The sequence below is a fragment of the Pseudomonas salicis genome, assembly GCF_057128705.1.
This window is the reverse complement of the sequence record NZ_JBSKHU010000009.1, coordinates 239,426-259,310: the sequence shown is the minus strand read 5'-3', so window position 1 is coordinate 259,310 and position 19,885 is coordinate 239,426. Positions and strand designations below refer to the sequence as shown.

Genomic DNA, 19,885 nt, shown 5'->3' with positions numbered 1-19,885 from the left:
TCTGGGTCAACTACGAGGAAGACCTGATGGCGCGCTTCACCAATTGGGCGGCGAAGTAAGCCCGTCCTTTGCTTGAATGGCGGCTTCGATCAACCGAAGCCGCTGCCTTCGAATTCCGAGGTCAGTCGATATGTCCGCCCCTGCGCTGGAATCACTTGCAAGCGCCCACCAGAAGTCGAGTCGACAAAGACGCCTCGTCTCGGTGTTGCTGCTGTTGCCCCTGTTGATCTACACCGCCGTCTTTTTCGTTCTCCCCATCGGCATGATGCTGTATCGCGCCATCAGCAATCCGGAGCTGGTGCAAGCCTTCCCCCGCGCCGTTCAGGCGCTGGAACAGCAAACGCGCAGCGATAGCTCCAACCTGCCGGGTGATGCCGTGTTCGAGGCCGTTGAACAGGACTTCATGCACGTCGAAAATCTGGGTGTCATCGGTGAAGCCGCGCGGCGCATGAACTACGAAAACAGCGGCTACCGTTTCCTCATCACCGCCACAGCTCGCCGCTACCAGTGGCCCGCCAATCAGCAACCGGTCAGCGGTGAATCACCCCGCGCGCGTCTGACTGCCATCGACCCTCGCTGGTCAACGCCTGAGCTATGGGAAGCGTTTGAGCGCGCATCACCGGCCTATACCTCTTATTACCTGCTCACCGCCCTGGACCTTGAACGCACGACGCAAGGCATCCAGCGCGTCGCCCCAGATAAACGCGTGTATCTGGACCTCACGTTCAAAACCTTGAAGATCGCGTTTGTCGTGTCTGTGTTGTGCCTGTTGCTGGGGTTTCCGTTCGCCGTCCTGCTGGTCAAAGCCTCGCGACCGTTTCAGATGCTGCTGATCTTGGCGGTGATGCTGCCGTTCTGGACATCGCTGCTCGCACGGACCACCGCCTGGATCGTGGTGCTGCAAGAGAAAGGCATCGTCAACACCTTGCTGTTAAAACTTGGACTGATCGACCAACCGCTGCCAATGATTTTCGATGCGTTGGGGGTCTACATCGTCATGGTGCATATCCTGCTGCCCTTCACCGTGCTGCCGCTTTACAGCGTGATGAAAGGCATTCCGGCCCACTACATGCGCGCGTCGGGCTCCCTGGGTGCGCATCCGGTTCGGGGCTTCCTGCATGTCTATTTGCCGATGACCCTCACCGGCGTCGGGTCCGGCACGTTGCTGACCTTTATCGTCGCGGCCGGCTACTACGTCACGCCTACGCTGGTGGGCAGTGCGCGGGAGCAGATGCTCGGCTACTTCATCGCCTTCTACACCAACACCACCGTCAACTGGGGCATGGCCTCGGCGCTGGGGCTGGTGCTGATCCTCTGCGTTATGGCGATCTATCTGGTCGCCGCGCGGCTTGTCGGCATTCGCCAGATCGCCGGCCTCAAGTAATCGGGAACCTGCCATGAACCATTTCACGCTGTGCATCATTAGTCGCAATCTGCTGCGCCTGTTCGGGATCGTTATGATCGTCTTCATGATCCTCCCCTTGCTGGCCGTGGTGCCGATCTCGTTCAGCAGCGGCACTTTCCTCTCGTATCCGCTGCCGGGGCTGTCCCTTCGCTGGTACGAAAAAGTCTTCAGCGCTGGCCCATGGCTTCAAGCGTTGCGCAACAGCCTGCTGGTCGGTTGCGCCGCAACATTGCTCGCCACGCTGCTGGGTACTCTGGCGGCGCTGGCATTCGCAAGGCGCAACCTGCCCGGCGCGACCAACCTGTTGGGGCTGTTGATTTCGCCGATGATCATTCCACCCGTAATTTCCGGGCTGGGCATGTATTTTCTGTTCGGCCAACTGGGCCTGACAGGTACCCTGACCGGGATGATCCTGGCGCACACCGTGCTGGCCACGCCCTTCGTGCTGATCAACGTCGCCGCTAGCCTGCAAGGTCTGGACATGAGCCTGCTGAGGGCCGCCGCAATGTCGGGCGCATCGCCGCTGCGTGCCTTCATCAACGTCGCCCTGCCGATCATCGCGCCCGGGGTCGTCTCGGGAGCGCTTTTTGCCTTCATGACATCGTTCGACGAAATCGTCGTCGTGCTGTTCATCGGTGGCCCCAGTCAACGCACGCTGCCACGACAGATGTTCGATGGCATTCGTGACACCATCGACCCGTCGATTGTTGCGATGTCATCGTTCCTGCTGGTGGTGGGCTTGGCGGGCTTGCTGACCACGACCTGGCTCTCGTTGCGTTCCAGCAGAACCTTGAAACAACCGGCCGCCTGATATTCAGCGCCCGCCCTCTTTCGCAGCCGCCGGTCTGACAAACGCCGGCGACACTTTCAGGAGCAGTATTCATGTACATCGTCACAGGCGGCACTCAAGGCATCGGCGCCGCAACCGTGGAAAAATTGACCAGCCTCGGCCACCCGGTAGTGTTCACCGGACGCGATGAAACAGCAGGGACCCAACTGGCCGCCCGCCTGCCCGACTGCACGTTCGTCGCAGGCGACGTAATGAATGAGGAGGATTGTCGCAGCGTCGTCGCAACAGCGCTGCAATTGGGCGACGGCAAGCTGGCGGGGCTGGTGAACAATGCAGGCATGTCAGGTCGGAAAGTATTTACCGAGACATCTCAGGATGAGTGGGACACGCTGTTCGCCGTCAACACGCGTTCGGTGTTCTTCTACACCAAACATGCACTGCCGGGGCTGATAGCAGGCCGGGGCGCCGTCGTAAACGTATCCTCCATCGCCGGAAAAACCGGGGAACAAGGGTTGGCCACCTACTGCGCGAGTAAAGCCGCGCTCTTGGGTCTGACTCAGGCACTAGCTCTGGAATACGGCGGGCAAGTGCGGTTCAACGCTGTCTGCCCCGGTCAAATCGCCACGCGCATGATGGACAAGATCGTCAACGACGAGGCCCGCCTTGCAGCCCTAACCTCCCGAATCCCGGAAGGTCGCCTCGCATCAGCCACGGAAGTCGCCGATGCTATCTGCTGGCTGCTCTCGCCGAGCGCCAGCTACGTGAACGGCACAACCCTCACGGTCGATGGGGGTGAAACAGCCGGATTGCTTTCTCCCAAATCCTGATTGCTGCCGAGGCTCCTGAGTGTCCTACGCTTGAGCTGCCCTAAAACGTGTCAGCTCAAGCATGGCGGTTAATTCTCTAACGCTAAGAAATCTTCCAAGAGGAATTTACATTTCTTTGTTGAAGTGATGCATAGCTAAGCCGGTAACGTTCGACGCCTGAACCACTTCAAAATGGCATGATTTTCCGCTTCGGGTCGATAGCAGTCGGCAACGACAGGCCGGCATCGCCCAAAATCCGACATTCACCATTAGGACTCAGGGTTAATATGGGGCGAGCACTTTTATTGCGGACCTACCAGAGTTTCCACCATGGTTTGCGTGGCTGTGGCAGGTCGTGAAGGCGCAGATACCAGATTCGCGGCTTGAGATCATTGTCCCAAGGGCAAATCCCGAGGTACTCGCTCAAGGCTTCATAATTCAAGCGACTACTTAGCCCAAACTCCGGCACTTCGATTTCACGGTCTCCCAGATAGTAGATTTTCTGCCGACCATCCTCAGGGCAATCATTTTCCTCGGAGTAAAACTCTGCCGATGCCCAGCGGTTCTCAAACGGTTTCAACGGCCCAAACTGCTGCACAGGGCTATCGAATGGATGTAGTCGTGATCGCGTCAGAATTCCATTCTCGATGAACGCGTAGCCGTATTTGTCCCCAGATTCGTATTGGCAAAATGAAATGATCATTTCTGGCGATCCCAAGATTCGGTACAGCTCGCTGGCGTCATAGTGAGAATTTTCCAGCGGCCCCATGGCCAGTATGCCGTTGCTGATCACCCAAACATCACCGTATTGCTCTACAACCACCTCATTTTGCTGACGAGGGTCGAAGCGCGGCGGACGCTGATCGAGCACCTCGACACGCTTGTTGAACAGACTCGACAGCCGTTGATGGTCAAAGTCGACCTGCTGAGAGCGGAATGCGATTGCTGCTTGGGAAGCGCCCACGCGAGTATCCTTACTGAAGTTTTTCGAGATTATCAGGTAGGGATATCGACCCAATGGCTTTGGGCTTGAGCGCTTGTCGAGTGCTTCACGTGTCCGTTTAGACAGGCCGAAAGTGGTCAAAACGTAGGCGTCAGCTTTCGGCCAGAAGCGGACATAGAGGTGAAATTTCCCGGAACAGCTTCGCGCCCTTATCTCGGCCACTCGCAAAGTCGATACCTACCGACGAAAGCGACCACGCTTTCGCCTCTGCCTTCGCACTTCATTATTTGAAACTCAACATTACAGATGAGGGAGCTTTTTCACCGAACAGCTTCTCTTGGCGCTTTTTCTGGATCTTAATCGCTCTGTTGCTGATCTCCCGAGTTATCGTCGGCATAAACGCCGTGAAGATGGCTGTTGGTGCTCTCGAGGCTTCGGACCAGATGTCAAAACGGCCATCGACGATCTTCATAAACAGAATGGACGCGCTCCAGAAAGCCTCCTGCTGTTGGGCACTTAACATCTTTGCATACCAAGTCTTTGCCCAAAGATTCCTTGCATACGAATCGCTCGCAGTTGCGTGGGCCTGGCCGATGAAACCCTCGGTGCCGTCGAAGCGGGACAGAACCGCCTGAGCGTGGACGCTATCGTCGCAAAAGCCTGCAATCATGAGCGCAAGTGCTGTTTCGTATGGCCGGTCCGTAGCAAGAAGTTCATCAATGTACGTTTGTAGAATTGCCACCTTTCCGCAGAGATGGGCCGCGATGACCTCACGCGCAATGTCGCTGTCACTTTGCGGTGTTTGTAGGCGACTTTTGCATATGTCCACCATCGCCGGGCTAGCAGTGTTGCTCCATAAAACAATGGTCTCTACAGGGATTTTTGCAGAGCCGGTGACACGACGTATGGTCGGCTCCAATGCCAAAATGCGGGTAATGAAATCCGGTGCTAACGGATTGCCGCTGGCGCCGAGTGCGACCGCTACCTGTAGGGCGACGTGGTGAAGATGACGGAGCTTTTGATCGGAGGTGGCGACCAACATCCGGAGCCAGCGCTGATCGCGATCAGCATCCTGTCCGATGATTGATTTGATACCGTCGAACGTGAGATCGGAGAGTATTAGGTCTGCTTCAACAGCCGTAAGTTCACCGGCAAAGCGTTGATAGGCGTCGTTCATGCGGCGTTGGCGCTCGTCGAACTGTTCTGCCGTTTCCGAAAGCCGATTCATCTGGGATGTGAAGTCGTTTTCCGACGGAGCCCGCTCCGTTAACGACACCAGGGGGGGCGCGAGGTCGGACACTGTCGGCGCCTCAGTCTCGATCTCCGGCAACTCCACATCACCCTCATAGTCCAATGCCTTCACAAGCGCGGCTTCGATGCGAGCGGCGATGGCATCATCCTGTTCCGCAGGTAAGGTTTCGGCGGCGAACCCGTAGTGGGACACGTTCATCCGATCAAGCGCGGACACCGTCTCTATCAGGCCTGCTTCCAACGCTTTCAATACCGCGGTGGACCCATGCCACTCCTCGAAACTGCTATCGCGTTTGTTCGGCTTTTTCGCGCTCCATCCACTATCTATGACCTCCTGTAGTAATGAAGTGTCGCCGCTCGATGCGGCGAGGGCGAGCGCTTCATGCCGGAGATTTTTGACTGGAGACCGGATGAAGCCTTTGACAACGCCGACAGCGCGCGGTGTGAGCGGCGATTTAGAGTAGTGGATTGAGGCGAGAACTGCTGTCTGCGCATACTCATTTCCACTCTGCAAAACACCCTCCAGCACCTGCTCCACTTTTTCCGGTGTGGCACTGCCCACGGATGAAAGCAGCTCCAGTAGGAGGGTCTCGCCCTGCATTTTTGCGATCGCGTCGAGCTGCTCGTCGGCGGTGAAATGCGGCAATGCGATGATCGCGGAAAACTGTGCCGTAAGGAATTCCTCCCGATCGTCTTGCCCGTCTTTATGCGACGCGGTGCTAGATACACTGGCCGACAGGAACCGTTGGGCAAGGTCCTTTGTGAGGGCCGCACTATGCCGTAAAAGCATCAATACGCCCTGAAGCCGCGCGTGCCCGCTACGGCCGAGCACTTCGCTCGCGAGTGCACGGTGCGTGTGTATCGCGTCATCAGGTACGAAGCGTGCGACACCGGCCCTAGCGCCGAGGAAATAATGGTCCTCTTGGGCCATTCCCCGGCCCATGGCGATTTTTTCTGGGTCAATCTGTCGATAGTTTTGGGCTGTCGCGATAACGTTCTTTGGTTCTACGGTATCGGGATTGCAGGGATCAACAGCGCTGTAATTTTCTTTTCTAGACCAGCCTTCAAAGCGTTCTTGGTCGCGTGTGAGTTCATCGCGGATACGGGCCCCCTCTTTGGCGTCGCCGACATCCCCGGTGCCGTACAGGATGCCTACGCGTGTCCACGTCCCCACGCCGGACGAGTGTTCCGCCGGCAGCGCTTCCAATCCCTTCAGGATTGCTGATCGAGTCTCCTGCCAATCGGCGCGGTTGTAGTGAAGAACCTGCTCGAATTCTTCATAGGGCACCAACATTGACGAATTGAGTGCGGCAGAAAAACGCCAACGGACAAGATAAGTTGCGATCTCTTCTAGCGGTCTACCAGCCAGAAGATAGAGAGCGAAGCGACTTATACCATCGAACCTAGGGTGCGGAGCGATTACCAGGCTCCTAGTCATAAAGGATCGCTCGACTTCAGTCAGGGCAGCCTGACGCTCTTGAATTTTAGCCAAGACTCTATTGCGCTCTTCGTCAGCCTGAGTGACAGATCCATGGCCCGACGTCCGGTGCATCCCTCGTTCTGGTGCAAGCGAATAGAAGGACAACCAACGCTTCGTAGATTCCAAAATGTGCTGCCAAATTCCCGGCTCGTCGCGCCGGTTGAGCAGCGCGTATAGCAGCCACTCTTTGCTAGCAATGTGTTCTTGGGACAGGTATACATTTTCAGCGGCTTGCAGGAAAGCGAGCGGGGCCGATTTTGCTAGCACAGCGAAGGCGTCGGCCTGGCTGTTCGGAAGATTCTGCAGTGACACGAATTTTTCGATCAGCGCGGAGCGTACCTCGGGGCTCGTTTCATCTTCAAGGCAAGCTATCTGAGTTGCGAGCAAGATAACCTTGGCCGTTTCATCAAGTGCGCTGATCGGTTCCAGTATTGTCGCTAGCTTTTCTCGCGGGTCACGTTCGTTGCGCAACTCCCGTTCGAGTTGGCCAACGAGGTAGAGCGCGAGTGCCAGGTTGAGACCATCGGGTTTTATCTCATACTGTGACGCGCTTCCTTTCACCGAGGAGAAGAACCGGCTGGATGCAACAGCTTCGAGTTGGACTTCTTGGACGGCATCGAACAGCCTGAGATCATCCATATTCTGCGCATTCGCTCGAGCCAATACCTTAGCTGCGAGGTCTTTCAGAAGGTCGGCGAATGCGGGCGCCGAAACTGTAGCCGGCCCGTGCTGCTCCATTCTGCGCATATGCTCAAAGAGTAGCCGCCCGACGCTTAGCTCATCCAAAAGCTCGATGGCCTTGGCTTCTATCAGCTCAATAGCGATACCAAGAAGTCGGGGATTCCGAACGGATTCGAGAACCTCAATCCTGGTGTTGGAGAAGTCGATGCCGCGACTGCCCAACACCTGTTTGACCTCATTGATGGACCACTCGGCCAACGTGATCGTCCCTACTGCACAAAATAGCGTTTTTTTGAGATACGCCCAGTGCTGCGTACGGGTGGTGACCACCAGGCAGCCGCCCAATTCCTTCAAGCGTCGCGCGGCGCGATCGAGCCAACGCCCCCAGTTCGACTTGAGCGGTTGATTGAGCCCGTCCGCTATGAGGGTAACGCGGACGGAGCTTGCCGAAATGTTCGTGCGCCAATCTCTGAAGCGGCGCCGCCAGCGCGCGATCACTTGCGGCGTGACATTTCCATCTGTCTGATGGATCAGTTTGAGAATTAAGAAGTCATCGAAGTCTTCTGCATCATCTCCGGCCAAATCGTCGGCAGGACACAGGACGAGAAGTGATTTGGGATTGGACAGATTCCAGCTCTGGACAGCCAGCCAAGATTTTCCAACTCCCTCTTCACCGACAATTGCGTAGATTTCGCTTTCTGGAGCTCCGGAGAATGCCTTCTTAAGAAGCACACGCTCAGGTCGGTCGAGTGCCACAGGGCCGGACGGATCAAATGGGGAGAGTGGTTGGCCGAGCTCGGCGCGCGCCTGCACTTTGTCTGTGAACAACCGGCCCAGCCATTCTTGGTTGAGCGTCTTGGCGTGACCCAACCCAACGTCTGTGGCGACTGATTTTCTGAGCGCACTCAGTCTTGAGGGATAGTCCCCGTGTTTTCCAAAGTGGTCGATTGCTTTGATAGCGGGTGCGATAAGGCCCGATTCGAGCTTTCCGGTGAGTCCTTGCTCTATGATTGCTTTGGATTTTGAACCTGCCGCAACAGTGGCGACGAGAAGCGCCCCGAGATCGTTATTTGACCAGTCCAATACCGTGAAGCCGAAGCCGTTCTTGGCCGAAAATTTCCGCCCGTCTTCGACTGTTTGGGATGCCACCTCGCACGTTGCTCCGAGTATCCAGAGATCCACCGCGCCGGTGTCGTCGTTCGCAACGTCGAAAAGCTTTGTCGAAATATCGTTCTTCGAAAGGCCTTCTTTGTAGCGTTTCCCCTCGAAATATGTAGCCCCGCCATCGAACGCCGAATCGCCGTCTCGTCCTCGCTGCGTACCTGACTTTGCGAGACGGAAAGATTGTCCTGTGATTTCACCCAGTACAACTCCGAGTAACCCTTCAAATCCTTCTGGGCCTGACGGATCGAGGGCTAGAAGGGCGTCCTGTAGAGCCTTCGCGTGCGTTTTATCTGCTGTGTTCATGCTGGAATGACGGCTCCACAGGTGTTGCAGCCAATGGGAGTTAGGGGCGTAGCTTTGTCAGGTGAACGCTTTGCTTCACCTCTTGGCTAGGTTCGGAAGAATAAAGGTCCCGGTTGCAGAACGACAACTTTCCGAACCGCCCGCGTCTAAAAGCAACGAATATTTCCTACTGGCCGAGCTCCGCCCTTCGCGAGTGACTGCTATGCCAAAACGCCTCAGAGAAAGTCCGGAGTCGCACTACAGGTACGCCAAGCAGCGTCGTAAGTAGCCCCCTTGTTTCCTACACCCTGCCCTCCTAGGCCACGCCCTCTCAATACTCAAAAAATGTGGCTACCGAACTCTGCTACTGCGCTACGCTTAATACGTCAACTGAGGGCAGATTCTCATGAGAAGGATCTCGTTACTCGCAACATTGTTGCTCAGTGCCTGTACTTACGAACCGCAGAGTCAAGGGCTTCAGATATCCGACCTGCATCATTTAAGCGAGCCGAAGATCCAATATCTTGGTGTCGGCGGCTGGTTGTTGCATTGGGAGAGTGAAGGATTGCTGATGGCGCCGTCGATCAGTAATCCTGCGCTGATGGGTATTACGGGTGTCCCACCGTACCGAGTGAGAGTGGATCCCGAGCAAGTTGATGTGCACATGCCTTTCGCCGGGGATGTGAAGATGCTGTTGGTCGGTCACGCACATTATGACCACCTGTTAGACGTCAGCTACGTTGTCCGAACCAAAGCACCCAACGCGGTCGTTTACGGCTCAGAAACGGTCCGCCATATTCTGCAGGCGGAGAACTCACCGATTAAGTCCGTGGTACCTCGCCTCGGACAAATCAGCTATCGATTACAACCTGGCTGGCGCGGCACCTGGTTCTATTCTTCCGGCGAGACGATTACCGACGGCGATGATCCTGCGCTTCTGAAAAATGGTGTGCCGCGCGGGAGGATTCGTGCAATGCCAGTAGAAAGCATGCACGCACCCCACTTTCTAGGGCGAAATTGGCTGCCAGGAGCTTATGACGAGGACCTGAAGACCACCCCAACTTCGATCTTCGATTGGAAACTCGGTCATGTGACCCTCGCCTGGGTTATCGATCTTCTGGATGGAAACTCTCAGCCGGTTTATCGGATTCATTACCAAGACAGTGCTGCAAAACCACCATGGGGCTTTCCGCCGCTCATGGCGGATGGCAAAGGCTTCGATGTTGAAATCATTTGCGCGGCCAGTTGGGACAATGTGCCTGACTACCCAACTGCTCTGCTGAGAGTAACCCGACCGCGCTTGGTTCTTCTGGGCCATTGGGAAAACTTCTTCGGGAACAACCTGAAACAGCCAGCCCGCACCCTCCCACTGCAAGAATATCGCGGGCTTTTAAAGCAATTGCAGGGTTACGAGTACCGCACACCTGAACCCTTCTCTGATGTTGCATTACCGCCTGTACACGCTGATGCGATCGCGGAAAAAAAGGCGGCCGCGATATCCCACGAACCTATTATCGATAACACCAAGCCGCTTCCAGGCTTAACCCTTGAGCACGACTGACTGTCCTCATTCCGACGACCTTTGAGTACCAGACCTCATTGATGCATTAGCCCACCAGAAAGGATGATTGCCACATGAGTACGCTCCGAGCCCCCGCACTTGGCCCCATCGTAGGACACACGACTCACAACTCGTGCCGTCTTTGGATTGCCGCCTCGAATGCCCTCGATAAAAAGGATCTCGACGAAGAAGTCCGCTCCATTGGTGTTCTAGGGGTCGTAGGTCGAAACGGCAATGTGAAGCCAAGCGACATCTTCTATTTCCGCTTGCGACGCGAATACGACCGTACCGGGACGTTAAACCTTGGGGTAGAAACATCGCTGTGGAGGGATGCGGCCGAAGAGCAGAAACTGCTGCCGTACAAGCTCAAACCAGCCACGACCTACACAGTGCGTATGGCGTCGCTGAACCTAGACGATGCATATCCGAACGATAGCAATGTCTCCAGCGAGGAAATTGCATCAAAGCTCCCTCCAGCTTCTGTGTGGGCGGACAAGTTCAATCTTGAGGACGGGCTGGGCGAGGCGTTCTCCGAAGCCGTTTTCACTACGCAGCCGGCCCCTTCAAAAAACGCTTCCCCACTCAGTTTCCTGCTTGGCTCATGTCGTTATCCGGGACTGCTGTGGAAACGCAAGGAGGCTGACCGTATCTTTCGCCCGATGCTGCTCGAACACGAAGCGCGGCCAGTCAACTGCACGCTAATGGTAGGTGACCAGATCTATGCGGACATGTTTAACCGTCTGGTCCCTATCGGGCTTGCGGACACTTACGAGGAGTTTCAGAGCCGTTACCACAATGCTTTAGGCTCTCGAAACATGCAGAAGCTTTTGAGCCGTGTCCCAACCTATATGATTCTGGATGACCACGAGATTGAGGATAACTGGTCACAGGATCGATTTTATGAGAGCAACACGAAAAGGATGCTGTTCAACTTGGCCATCGGCGCTTACATGAGCTACCAATGGAGTCACGGTCCCCGTTTCGCCGACAGCTACGTCCATGATCAGGCCTACGGAGCACAGCCGCCCCTACAGCGCATGGCCACGTTGAACCTGTACTACGACTTTCTGTGTGCCGACTACCCATTTTTCGTCCTCGACACTCGTACCCAACGTTTTCACTCGGACATGCCGGGGCTGTCGGATAACCACCTGCTCGGTCGCCCCTCTTTGAATCAGAACGAGCCCAGCCAATTAGATCGAGTCTGCGCATGGCTGACACACATGCAGCAAACACGGGGTAATGTGCCAAAGTTCATAGTATCCTCAAGCGTCTTCGTTCCGAATGGAGTGGACACGTTGCTCAGCGATAGACACAAGGAGAAGGACGACTCATGGCCGTGCTTTCCCGATACGCGACGAAGGATTCTGCAGACAATAGTCGAAGAGAAAATCCAGAATGTGATCTTCCTCTCTGGTGATATTCATTGCTCCAGCTTGGCAAAACTTGAGTTCACTAAGGCCAAGGAGCTCGTATCTTATTCAATTGTCTCGTCTGCGTTTTACTGGCCATTTGCCTTCGCGGATGGCGATCCGTCGAGCTATGTCCACGACTCTCAGGCGCCAAACACCAACGATCGCTTCGAAATTAGCCCAGCCTTGGGCGCCATGAACTATAAGGCGTGGGGTTTTACTCAGGATGACAACTTCTGCAGGGTAGACGTGGATCCGGGGAAATCTGCTTTAGTCGTGCAAGCCTTCGACTGGGATGGCGCCCCCATCGAAAGGAGCCACATCAACGACGCGGTAAACAAATCGCCTGAGACACTGAAACTGGCACAGTGGGCCTGAAGCAACCGTCATCATTGGTCTCAAGAAATTTGCACAGCGTGTAGTCGCACATGGCGCGTAGCGATTAGTGCCCCATGGCATATGAGCGCTTCTCGGCTTGTTGCAAGGCATCAAAGGGTCGAGCGTGTTAATCAACATTCGCTGTACGGCCCTCACCGTTCGCTGGTCTAGCGCTTCGCTAATCGAATGGCAGGCTTCTCGCTCGGTGAGCATGCGCTTAAGACTTTTTCCCAAGCTCTCCAGCATAGGCTTCGCGGCTAGGCCGCGTTTCGGTACCTGTTCTTAGGCCTGCCGAACGCCCGAATCCAAATTAGTCGAACGCTGGACTTGCTACGACCGAGCTTGAAGGGTTGTAAACCAACAACAAGCCCAGCGCCGCCAAATGACGGGATATGGTTTAAGAGGGAGTCGGGAATGCCTCAATGCAGTTTTTCTTCGGAAACCGACGTGATGGAGGCGACACCCAAGGTGTAACAATCCAGCAAATTGGTTGTGGCGAAGGGGGAATTCCTAGTCTGAACTGTCTTCGGCTAACTCAAGGAGTGACGCCATGCAGGTAAAGAAAGAGCGCAGCGCAACCAGCCGCAGCAAAAAGCGGCCAAAGGTGCAGCCCACACTGGGCCTTATTGCGTTGCTACTGTTGAGTGCCGCGTGCGTAGGGACATGGTTACAACTGTCTGCCTCACCAACGACCGGCCCTAAAGCCAACGCCCTTGAATGGTTTCTCAATCCTGTAGAGGTGAACGCCGCATTACGGTTGCCTGCTATGCCGTCAGCCCTTACATCCGTGGAGGTAATAGGTGACAAGGGCTGGGCTGTGGGTCTCGGCGGCACAGTTATCGCAACCGATGACGGGGGAAAAACCTGGAAGCCAGGCCCCCACACTGTCGCGGCAAACCTCAGAAGCGTGCGTTTCCAGCGGGACGGCAAGCTCGGTTGGGCGGTCGGGGATACGGGCACCGTGCTACGCACCGAAGATGGCGGAGCTACGTGGAGCGATGTTTCTCCGCGCACCAACCTGGGAAGCGCTACCGACCTTGTTGATGTTGAGTACAGCGAAGCAGCTAAAAAGATCTGGGCCATCGGTAATAATGGCACCGTGCTAGTTAGCACGAATGCTGCGCAAAGTTGGCGCAACATAACTATCCGTGGCAGCGGCCTGACGACCGTACGTAATACCTCATCGATTTTCTTCAGCCAGAACGGCAACAACGGCTGGATTACGGCCGAGGGAATTATTTTTTTCAGCGTCGATGGGGGTGACCATTGGCTTGCGGCAGAAGCAAGGTCTGCCGATGGGCAAGCCCTACAATTCAAGTCTGTCTGGTTTGCGGGGCAGTATGGCTGGGCGGTGGGCGAGAACGGCACCATCGTCAGCTCATCGGACTATGGCAAGAACTGGTCGCTCCCCCACAGCAGCGGCACAACAGTCACCCTGAATGCTGTAGCCGGTAGCGCCGAAGGTATTTGGGTGGCCGGTGAAAACGGTACATTGCTGTTTAGCGCTGATGGCCTCACGTGGACCAGCGTCGAGAGCGGAACCACAGCGAATCTGAACAGCTTGGCACTGTTCGGCAAAACACGGCTGGACGCCGCAGTTACCCCGCACTCATTCCAATTAGTTGGTAAGCGCCGATCACGCCAAGTGTGCGAAATGGACAACAACTCAGATGGTGTTGTTCGTGACTTGCCTGGCAGACCTGATTTAGCAGCCCCGCCCCAAAAACCCGCGCGGTTCCCGCAACAGATTCCGCTGCAGGATCAGCGAAACAACATCGACAGTATGCCGCCGCTTCCGGAGCAAAGCGTTATTCCACCAAACGTTGGGCAAGTGCTCGGAAAACTGATGGGCATCGACCACGGCGTTGCAGTGGGCGATGCGGGGACTATCGTTTATGGCCAAAGCGGCGCAAACCATTGGGACACTGTCGCAACGGCAGCACCAGCGCTGCTACGCAGTGTAGAGGTCAGCAAAGATGGCAAGCAAGTTTACGGTTTCGCAGAATCGGGGCTGATTCTGCAATCAGATGATGCAGGCGCCAGCTGGACATCCAGCATGCCAGCCGGCCAGATCCGCTTGAACGGTTCAAGCATTGTCGAGAACGGCAGTACTTGGGCGGTCGGCGATAGCGGGGTTATGTTGAGCAAATCCGCTGAAGACTCGCTGTGGACTGCGCACATCCCCGCCAACACACCCAACTTGCTTGATATCGACTTCAATCCAGATGGACTGGTTGGCATTGCAGTTGGCAAAAGTACAAGCATTTTGGTGACAAACGATAGCGGGAGGACCTGGCGTCAGGCACAGCAGTTGTTATCCGAGGGCGACTCACCCCTAACCCGCGATACATTCACAAGCGTGTATATCGATGACACAGGTCGTAAAGCTTGGGCCGTCGGTGAAAGAGGTTTAATGGCCCGCAGCGTCGACAGTGGGCACACATGGAGGCTTTCTTCGCAGTTGCCGTCACCCTCCGAGAAAATCGTCGGCGAGCGGGTTTCCACGTTTTCGGTCAACCTCGCGGCCATCCGATTCAGCGACGATGGCCTGACCGGCTGGCTCGCCGGAGACGATGGTGTTATTGCCAAATCCCTCGACGGCGGCCTCACTTGGCGTGTTCAAAACCGGCTCGATGGCGTGTCACTCAACAGCCTGATGATGTCTCGCGATGATCAGCACGGCTGGGCGACCGGCAATGGCGGACTGCTGCTAAAAACTGTCAATGGCGGAGACACCTGGACGTCTGTGCTCACCGGTGTAGGATCGACCCGCCTTGCAGTGGCCATGGACGACGCGGGTAACACAGGCTGGATTGTGGGTTTTCCCCCGGCGCTGCTTCATACAACGAATGCGGGAAGAACGTGGGAGCCAGTGTCGTGGCCACTGCACTATCGGCAATATCCGGCGCCATGGTTCTGGTGTGCCGTATTGGTTTCTTCTTTTTTGGTTTGGCGAATGCTAAAGCGGCCAGACGAACCCGACATGGAAGGCGCAGCCGCAATTGCAGTCACCGACGCGCCTACTGCAGACGTCGACCAGGACAAACTGGGCTTCGCCCCTCTGGCTCGCGGCATCTCACGTTTCCTGCGCAACACACGAACCGAGCCGCCTCTGACGGTGGCGATATCCGGGGGCTGGGGTTCCGGAAAGAGCAGCTTGATGGCCCTGATCTGTCAGGATCTGCGCCGCTATAAATATCGCCCTATTTGGTTCAACGCCTGGCATCACCAGAGCGAGGAGCAAATGCTCGCTTCACTGCTTAACGCCATACGCATCCAGGGTCAACCATCGCTCCTGTCGCTGGACGGCTGGGCGTTCCGCATAAACCTCCTGTACATCCGATCCAGCAGCCATCTATTGCTGACGGTACTGATAGCTGCAGCGGCTTCCTGCCTGGCAAGTTACGTGATTTTCCACCCCAAGGAGGAATGGAACACTTTGTGGCTATTGGTTCAGAGCATCGCCAACGGAACGAATACCTCGTCAGCACTCACGGGAAGCGACATCGGCAGACTGCTCGGCCAAATCGCCACTGCCTTGGTGACCTGCAAAGCATTGTACGCCTCGCTTAAAGCCTACGGTGTGGATCCTGGCGTCTTGCTGTCAACTACTGCCTCCCGATTTCGAATCAGCGAGGCTCAGGCACAAACGAGCTTCCGCACCGTTTTTGCCAAACAGTTCTCCGAGGTCACTGAAGCACTCCCTTATCGCACCGTCATCGTGATTGACGACCTGGACCGCTGCAGACCGGAAACGATTCTGACGGTACTAGAGGCTGTCAACTTTCTGGTCTCCTCTGGCAACTGTTTTGTAATCTTCGGCATGGAAACTCGCTACATAAGAGCCGCACTGGGTTTGCATTTCGAGAAATTCGCGGAAGAACTGGCTCTCCATGACCCTGCTGCTGCGGTCACTGTCGAAGATAGACGCTGGATCTACGCCGGAAAATACCTAGAGAAGCTGGTTAATTTAGAGATCAAGGTACCGCAACAGGAGAACTTGGCGCAGCTCCTCCCGCCGAGCCAAAGCGACGACGCCCACACCAGCTATATTGTTCCGAAACTGCTCCACCGTTGGCCTTTCTTTCTATTGCTTTTGGTCGCGGTGCTTGGTTTCACAGCAGGAAAAATGATGAACATTCCTGAAACCAAGTCACCGGCGAGCTCAATTGTCAGAGCAAACGCGCCGTTAAACTCTCCCCAATCGGCAGCAGCAGCAGCAGCAGCAGCAGCAGCAGCAGACCAACCGGTCAGCAGCGAAGTGGCTGTCAATACTCCCCTGCCCCTGCCCCTGCCCCGTGTCACCCAACCACCGTTGCAGTTGCCAGAACTGCAGGTACAACCCAGCAGCCCCAGCTTTGTGGGGATTGGCAGCGTGTTGGCGGCATTGCTGGCATTCGCGGTCTACGCGGCAGGCGTACTTCTCTATCGCATCCGGACCAGCATGCGCCAGGTCAAGGACTCCGGCGCCTTCAATGAAGCCTTAGGGGCATGGTTGCCTCTGGTGCACCAACGCCATGCCACACCGAGGGCAATCAAACGGTTCATCAACCGCATTCGCTACCTTGCCATGCTGCAACAGGGTGAGCAGTTGGATCACTCCATTCTGGAAGAATTTCGCAGGCGTCCCAGACCCAACCCAGAAACTAAACGCAGCCAAGCCATTGCCGAGCATCGCCTAGTAGCCCTTGGGGCGCTACATGACTTGTATGAAGATGACTGGCGCAAGAGCGTTGAAAGTGGAAGCTACCCCCGCGAAATAGCTGATGTCATCAACGACTATAAACGAAGAACTCGAGCGGGATGGCCGCCTGAAAAAGAAGAACTCGATGCGTTCGAGAATTCGCTGAGGGGCGTACGTGTCGCTGGCGAGGTAGACATTTACCCCGCTAACAGGGCCCGTGAATCGAAAGAGAGGGCACAACAAGCATCCCAGCGGAAATAGCATTTCCGGAGGCTCAATGAGCGGGCGTGGAAATGCGCTCGTATGGCGGGTTGTCTGCAGGGAAGCCGTCCTGAAACCCCTCGTAGAAGCCTGCCATCGTTCCGGTCTCATTTCTGGAATCGGCGCGACGGACATGCTTAGTTGGCTCCTTGATAGCACTGAGTGGCGTACGACGTCGGCAAAAGTGGTTCGAGTTATTGATGCCCGGAGTCCGGACCTCAAGCTGTATTGGTAGCCTTGAACCCTCTTGCTTCGGAAACGTCTTGTTGGTCCGTCCCGGCAAGAGGGCACTACGTTGGCACCTTAGGCCGAAGAGCTGCGGTCAGTCGTTGAGCCAGGTTAGTGAAGTGCCCAAAGCAGAATTGGTCTGCTTGGCCCTGTTGTAGTTTGCTATAGCACCCTGATAAGCCATGTGAGAGCGTTTACGGTCGACGCTATAAAAAATCGGGGCAGCCCCCTGTGATGTAGCGCTACGAAAATCGCGCTCTGACCTTTCGAGGTAGAAATCAAAAGACTGTATTGAAAAGAACGGTTGCGTGCGGACCACCGTGGGGAAGGACGCAGCAAACTTAGCGTTCCAAAACGATGGAACAATTTTGACGATGTAATCTTGCAGGAAATCTCCTCCACGAAGGAACCGACGCATCTGCTCCACGATGGCGGCATCCAGCGGCATTGGAGGGCAATGCTTCCAACCTTTGAGTGTCGCCTTCCAGAACATGCCTATAGCGAAATGGTAAAGCTTTCGTGACTCAATCTCCGGCACCAGAGTGCTACCGGCATTCAGTACCGCATCGGGATATCGATCATTGATTGGACGCCAGATGGGTACGAGCCCATTGAGCAGGATCTTATAAACAGGTGATTGTGTCTTGGCGTCGACGTCTATCTTCATCATTTCTGACAAATAGTAGTCCTCACCCTGTTTTGTCATTAGCAGCTCGCAAGCGTCGCATAGCAGATGCTGAGCCACCTGCGTGCTCATGGAGAAAACCTTGGCGTCTTCTTTCGGACGGATAAGCAGCTTTGTCCCTTCTAATTTAAAGCGATTGAAGTACCGGTAGACTGCCTTTGGCAAAAAATGACTCAGTCGCAAGATTTTCTCGCCTGCTAAATCAGGACCACATAACGCACACACCCCTACCTTGTGATTCTCACTCGTCATGTACAACACTCCAGAAAGAAAAATGAGGCCAACATTTTTACAGTTGATGAATCAGGACAAGACCCCGTCGTTTGGTGATCTCTAAGCCAAAGCGCTGTTAGATGCCCACAATCCAAGACCCTCATCAGGGGCAGCGCGATCGGACTGTTCTCGCTGCGGTGGTGTGCGCGGCTTACGGGCGACACTCCCGCTCAGGGCAGATCAATCCCCAAGCGCTCCTTGAGCACCTGCTTACCATAGGCTTTGCCGATCTCAAGCATCACTGCAAGGCTCACTCCACCGGCCTTTTCTGCTCCTGCTTTGGTAAGACGCCAAACCTCTCTGTCTCGAATAGTGTCGAGAAACTCATGCCCTCTGATGGTCAGTCGTTTCGGTCGCCAGTCAAAATCACTCATTGAGCAAAGGTCTTGCGCCACGATAAATCCGGCCTCGTGCAGCAACATGACGTGATAAGAGATTTCATCCTCGCTGTGGCTCTCAATTGCAAGGTCAATCCAAGAGTCCGGAGTTTTGTGGCTATCTTCGATGGCAAGCAGGATTTCTCGCACCAAGTCTTTATCTAATTTCATCAGAGGTATCCCTTCCCATGTGTGAATAGCGCGTTATCAGCTAACCAGGCCCAAACCAGGACCTGGTTAGCTCCGCGTGTAGAAAGCGCTTTGTGCTTACCGGGTCGCATTACCAAACCTGTTCCGGAGGCGCTGACCTTGCCAGCCTAAACAGCGCACGAACTGGCTATTCCTGAGGAAAGTCCGCGCTTTCGCTGACTGCTGCCCAGGCGTCGAAGTCTCTGCTCAGCGCGGCAACTTTGTTGCGTGCGGTGCTGAGGGCGAGTTTACCCAAGAGAAGTCTCAACGGGGGATGCTCAGCCTCAACCGCCTCAACAATCGCGGCCGCTGCACGAACAGGATCACCGGGTTGGCTACCACTGTAACCTCGCATCGTAGAGATCCGAGCGCCAGCAGTCTGCTGATAGTCGCCGATGGTACTTGGGGCTTCATTTGCCGAACGCCCCGCCCAATCGGTACGGAAAGGCCCTGGCTCGACCAGTAGGACTTTGAGACCTAGCGGTGCAACTTCTTGAGACAACGATTCAGAAATCGCTTCGACTGCAAATTTGGAAGCGTTGTAAAAGCTCAAAGCAGGAAACGCCGCGATGCCTCCAGCCGATGAAATGTTCACGATGTGTCCTGAGCGGCGTGTGCGCATTCCAGGCAACACAGCGCGGCTCACGGCTGAAAGCCCCCATACGTTGATCTCGAACATATTTCTTGCTTCGGCCAAATCGCTTTCCTCGAAGGAGCCGAAATACCCGACCCCTGCGTTATTCACCAAGACGTCGATACGCCCAAAACGCTCCTCAGCCGCCGCGACAGCAGCATCGACTTGGCTCTGGTCAGTGACGTCTAGGGTGAGGACGAGAGAATTGCTGGGAAACGATGTTGCTATGTCCTCGATTTGCGCGGGATTCCTAGCGGTGACTACCGTTGGATATCCCAAATTAAGCGTGTGCAGCGCAAGTTGGCGGCCGAAACCGGTCGAACAACCGGTGATAAACCAAACAGGCTTAGGAGCTATGGAGTTCACGAGGAGGCCTCTTGAGATGGGATGGTGTGGAACGA

Annotated in this window: 11 protein-coding genes; 6 read left to right on the top strand and 5 right to left on the bottom strand. The window is 55.6% G+C overall.

The genetic code is table 11. The features are described from left to right. Positions 1 to 130: 130 nt before the first annotated feature. The 3 genes from ACWKWE_RS27940 to ACWKWE_RS27930 all read left to right on the top strand — a co-directional run bounded on the left by ACWKWE_RS27940 (position 131) and on the right by ACWKWE_RS27930 (position 3,022). Entirely contained in the window at positions 131 to 1,384 is a 1,254-nt protein-coding gene (locus ACWKWE_RS27940) for an ABC transporter permease (RefSeq protein WP_483852358.1), read from the top strand. 13 nt (positions 1,385 to 1,397) lie between these two features. Beyond that, positions 1,398 to 2,216, top strand: a complete 819-nt coding sequence (locus ACWKWE_RS27935; RefSeq protein ID WP_483852357.1) for an ABC transporter permease — start codon at positions 1,398 to 1,400, stop codon at positions 2,214 to 2,216. A 71-nt stretch (positions 2,217 to 2,287) separates the two neighbouring features. Next, positions 2,288 to 3,022 (top strand): SDR family NAD(P)-dependent oxidoreductase, encoded by a 735-nt coding sequence (locus ACWKWE_RS27930; RefSeq protein WP_483852356.1) that lies wholly within the window; start codon positions 2,288 to 2,290, stop codon positions 3,020 to 3,022. A 292-nt stretch (positions 3,023 to 3,314) separates the two neighbouring features. Here ACWKWE_RS27930 and ACWKWE_RS27925 read toward each other — a convergent pair whose 3' ends face one another. Beyond that, positions 3,315 to 3,965 (bottom strand): hypothetical protein, encoded by a 651-nt coding sequence (locus ACWKWE_RS27925; RefSeq protein WP_483852355.1) that lies wholly within the window; start codon positions 3,963 to 3,965, stop codon positions 3,315 to 3,317. A 262-nt stretch (positions 3,966 to 4,227) separates the two neighbouring features. Next, positions 4,228 to 8,823, bottom strand: a complete 4,596-nt coding sequence (locus ACWKWE_RS27920; protein ID WP_483852354.1) for an NACHT domain-containing protein — start codon at positions 8,821 to 8,823, stop codon at positions 4,228 to 4,230. 385 nt (positions 8,824 to 9,208) lie between these two features. Between ACWKWE_RS27920 and ACWKWE_RS27915 the strand changes: the two genes are divergently transcribed. The 3 genes from ACWKWE_RS27915 to ACWKWE_RS27905 all read left to right on the top strand — a co-directional run bounded on the left by ACWKWE_RS27915 (position 9,209) and on the right by ACWKWE_RS27905 (position 17,098). Then, on the top strand, positions 9,209 to 10,363 hold the full coding sequence (locus ACWKWE_RS27915) for an MBL fold metallo-hydrolase (RefSeq protein ID WP_483852353.1): 1,155 nt from the start codon (positions 9,209 to 9,211) through the stop codon (positions 10,361 to 10,363). A gap of 74 nt (positions 10,364 to 10,437) precedes the next feature. Continuing rightward, entirely contained in the window at positions 10,438 to 12,153 is a 1,716-nt protein-coding gene (locus ACWKWE_RS27910) for an alkaline phosphatase D family protein (RefSeq protein WP_483852352.1), read from the top strand. A 550-nt stretch (positions 12,154 to 12,703) separates the two neighbouring features. Next, complete coding sequence (locus ACWKWE_RS27905; RefSeq protein ID WP_483852351.1) at positions 12,704 to 17,098, top strand: YCF48-related protein; 4,395 nt, start codon at positions 12,704 to 12,706, stop codon at positions 17,096 to 17,098. 322 nt (positions 17,099 to 17,420) lie between these two features. Here ACWKWE_RS27905 and ACWKWE_RS27900 read toward each other — a convergent pair whose 3' ends face one another. From ACWKWE_RS27900 to ACWKWE_RS27890, 3 genes are all read right to left on the bottom strand, one after another. Next, positions 17,421 to 18,263, bottom strand: coding sequence for a hypothetical protein (locus tag ACWKWE_RS27900; RefSeq protein ID WP_483852350.1), 843 nt, complete (start codon positions 18,261 to 18,263; stop codon positions 17,421 to 17,423). Between the two features lie 191 nt (positions 18,264 to 18,454). Continuing rightward, complete coding sequence (locus ACWKWE_RS27895) at positions 18,455 to 18,832, bottom strand: DUF2513 domain-containing protein (RefSeq protein ID WP_483852349.1); 378 nt, start codon at positions 18,830 to 18,832, stop codon at positions 18,455 to 18,457. 166 nt (positions 18,833 to 18,998) lie between these two features. Continuing rightward, positions 18,999 to 19,841: an oxidoreductase gene (locus ACWKWE_RS27890; protein WP_483852366.1), complete on the bottom strand. Its 843-nt coding sequence runs from the start codon at positions 19,839 to 19,841 to the stop codon at positions 18,999 to 19,001. Positions 19,842 to 19,885 lie beyond the last annotated feature (44 nt).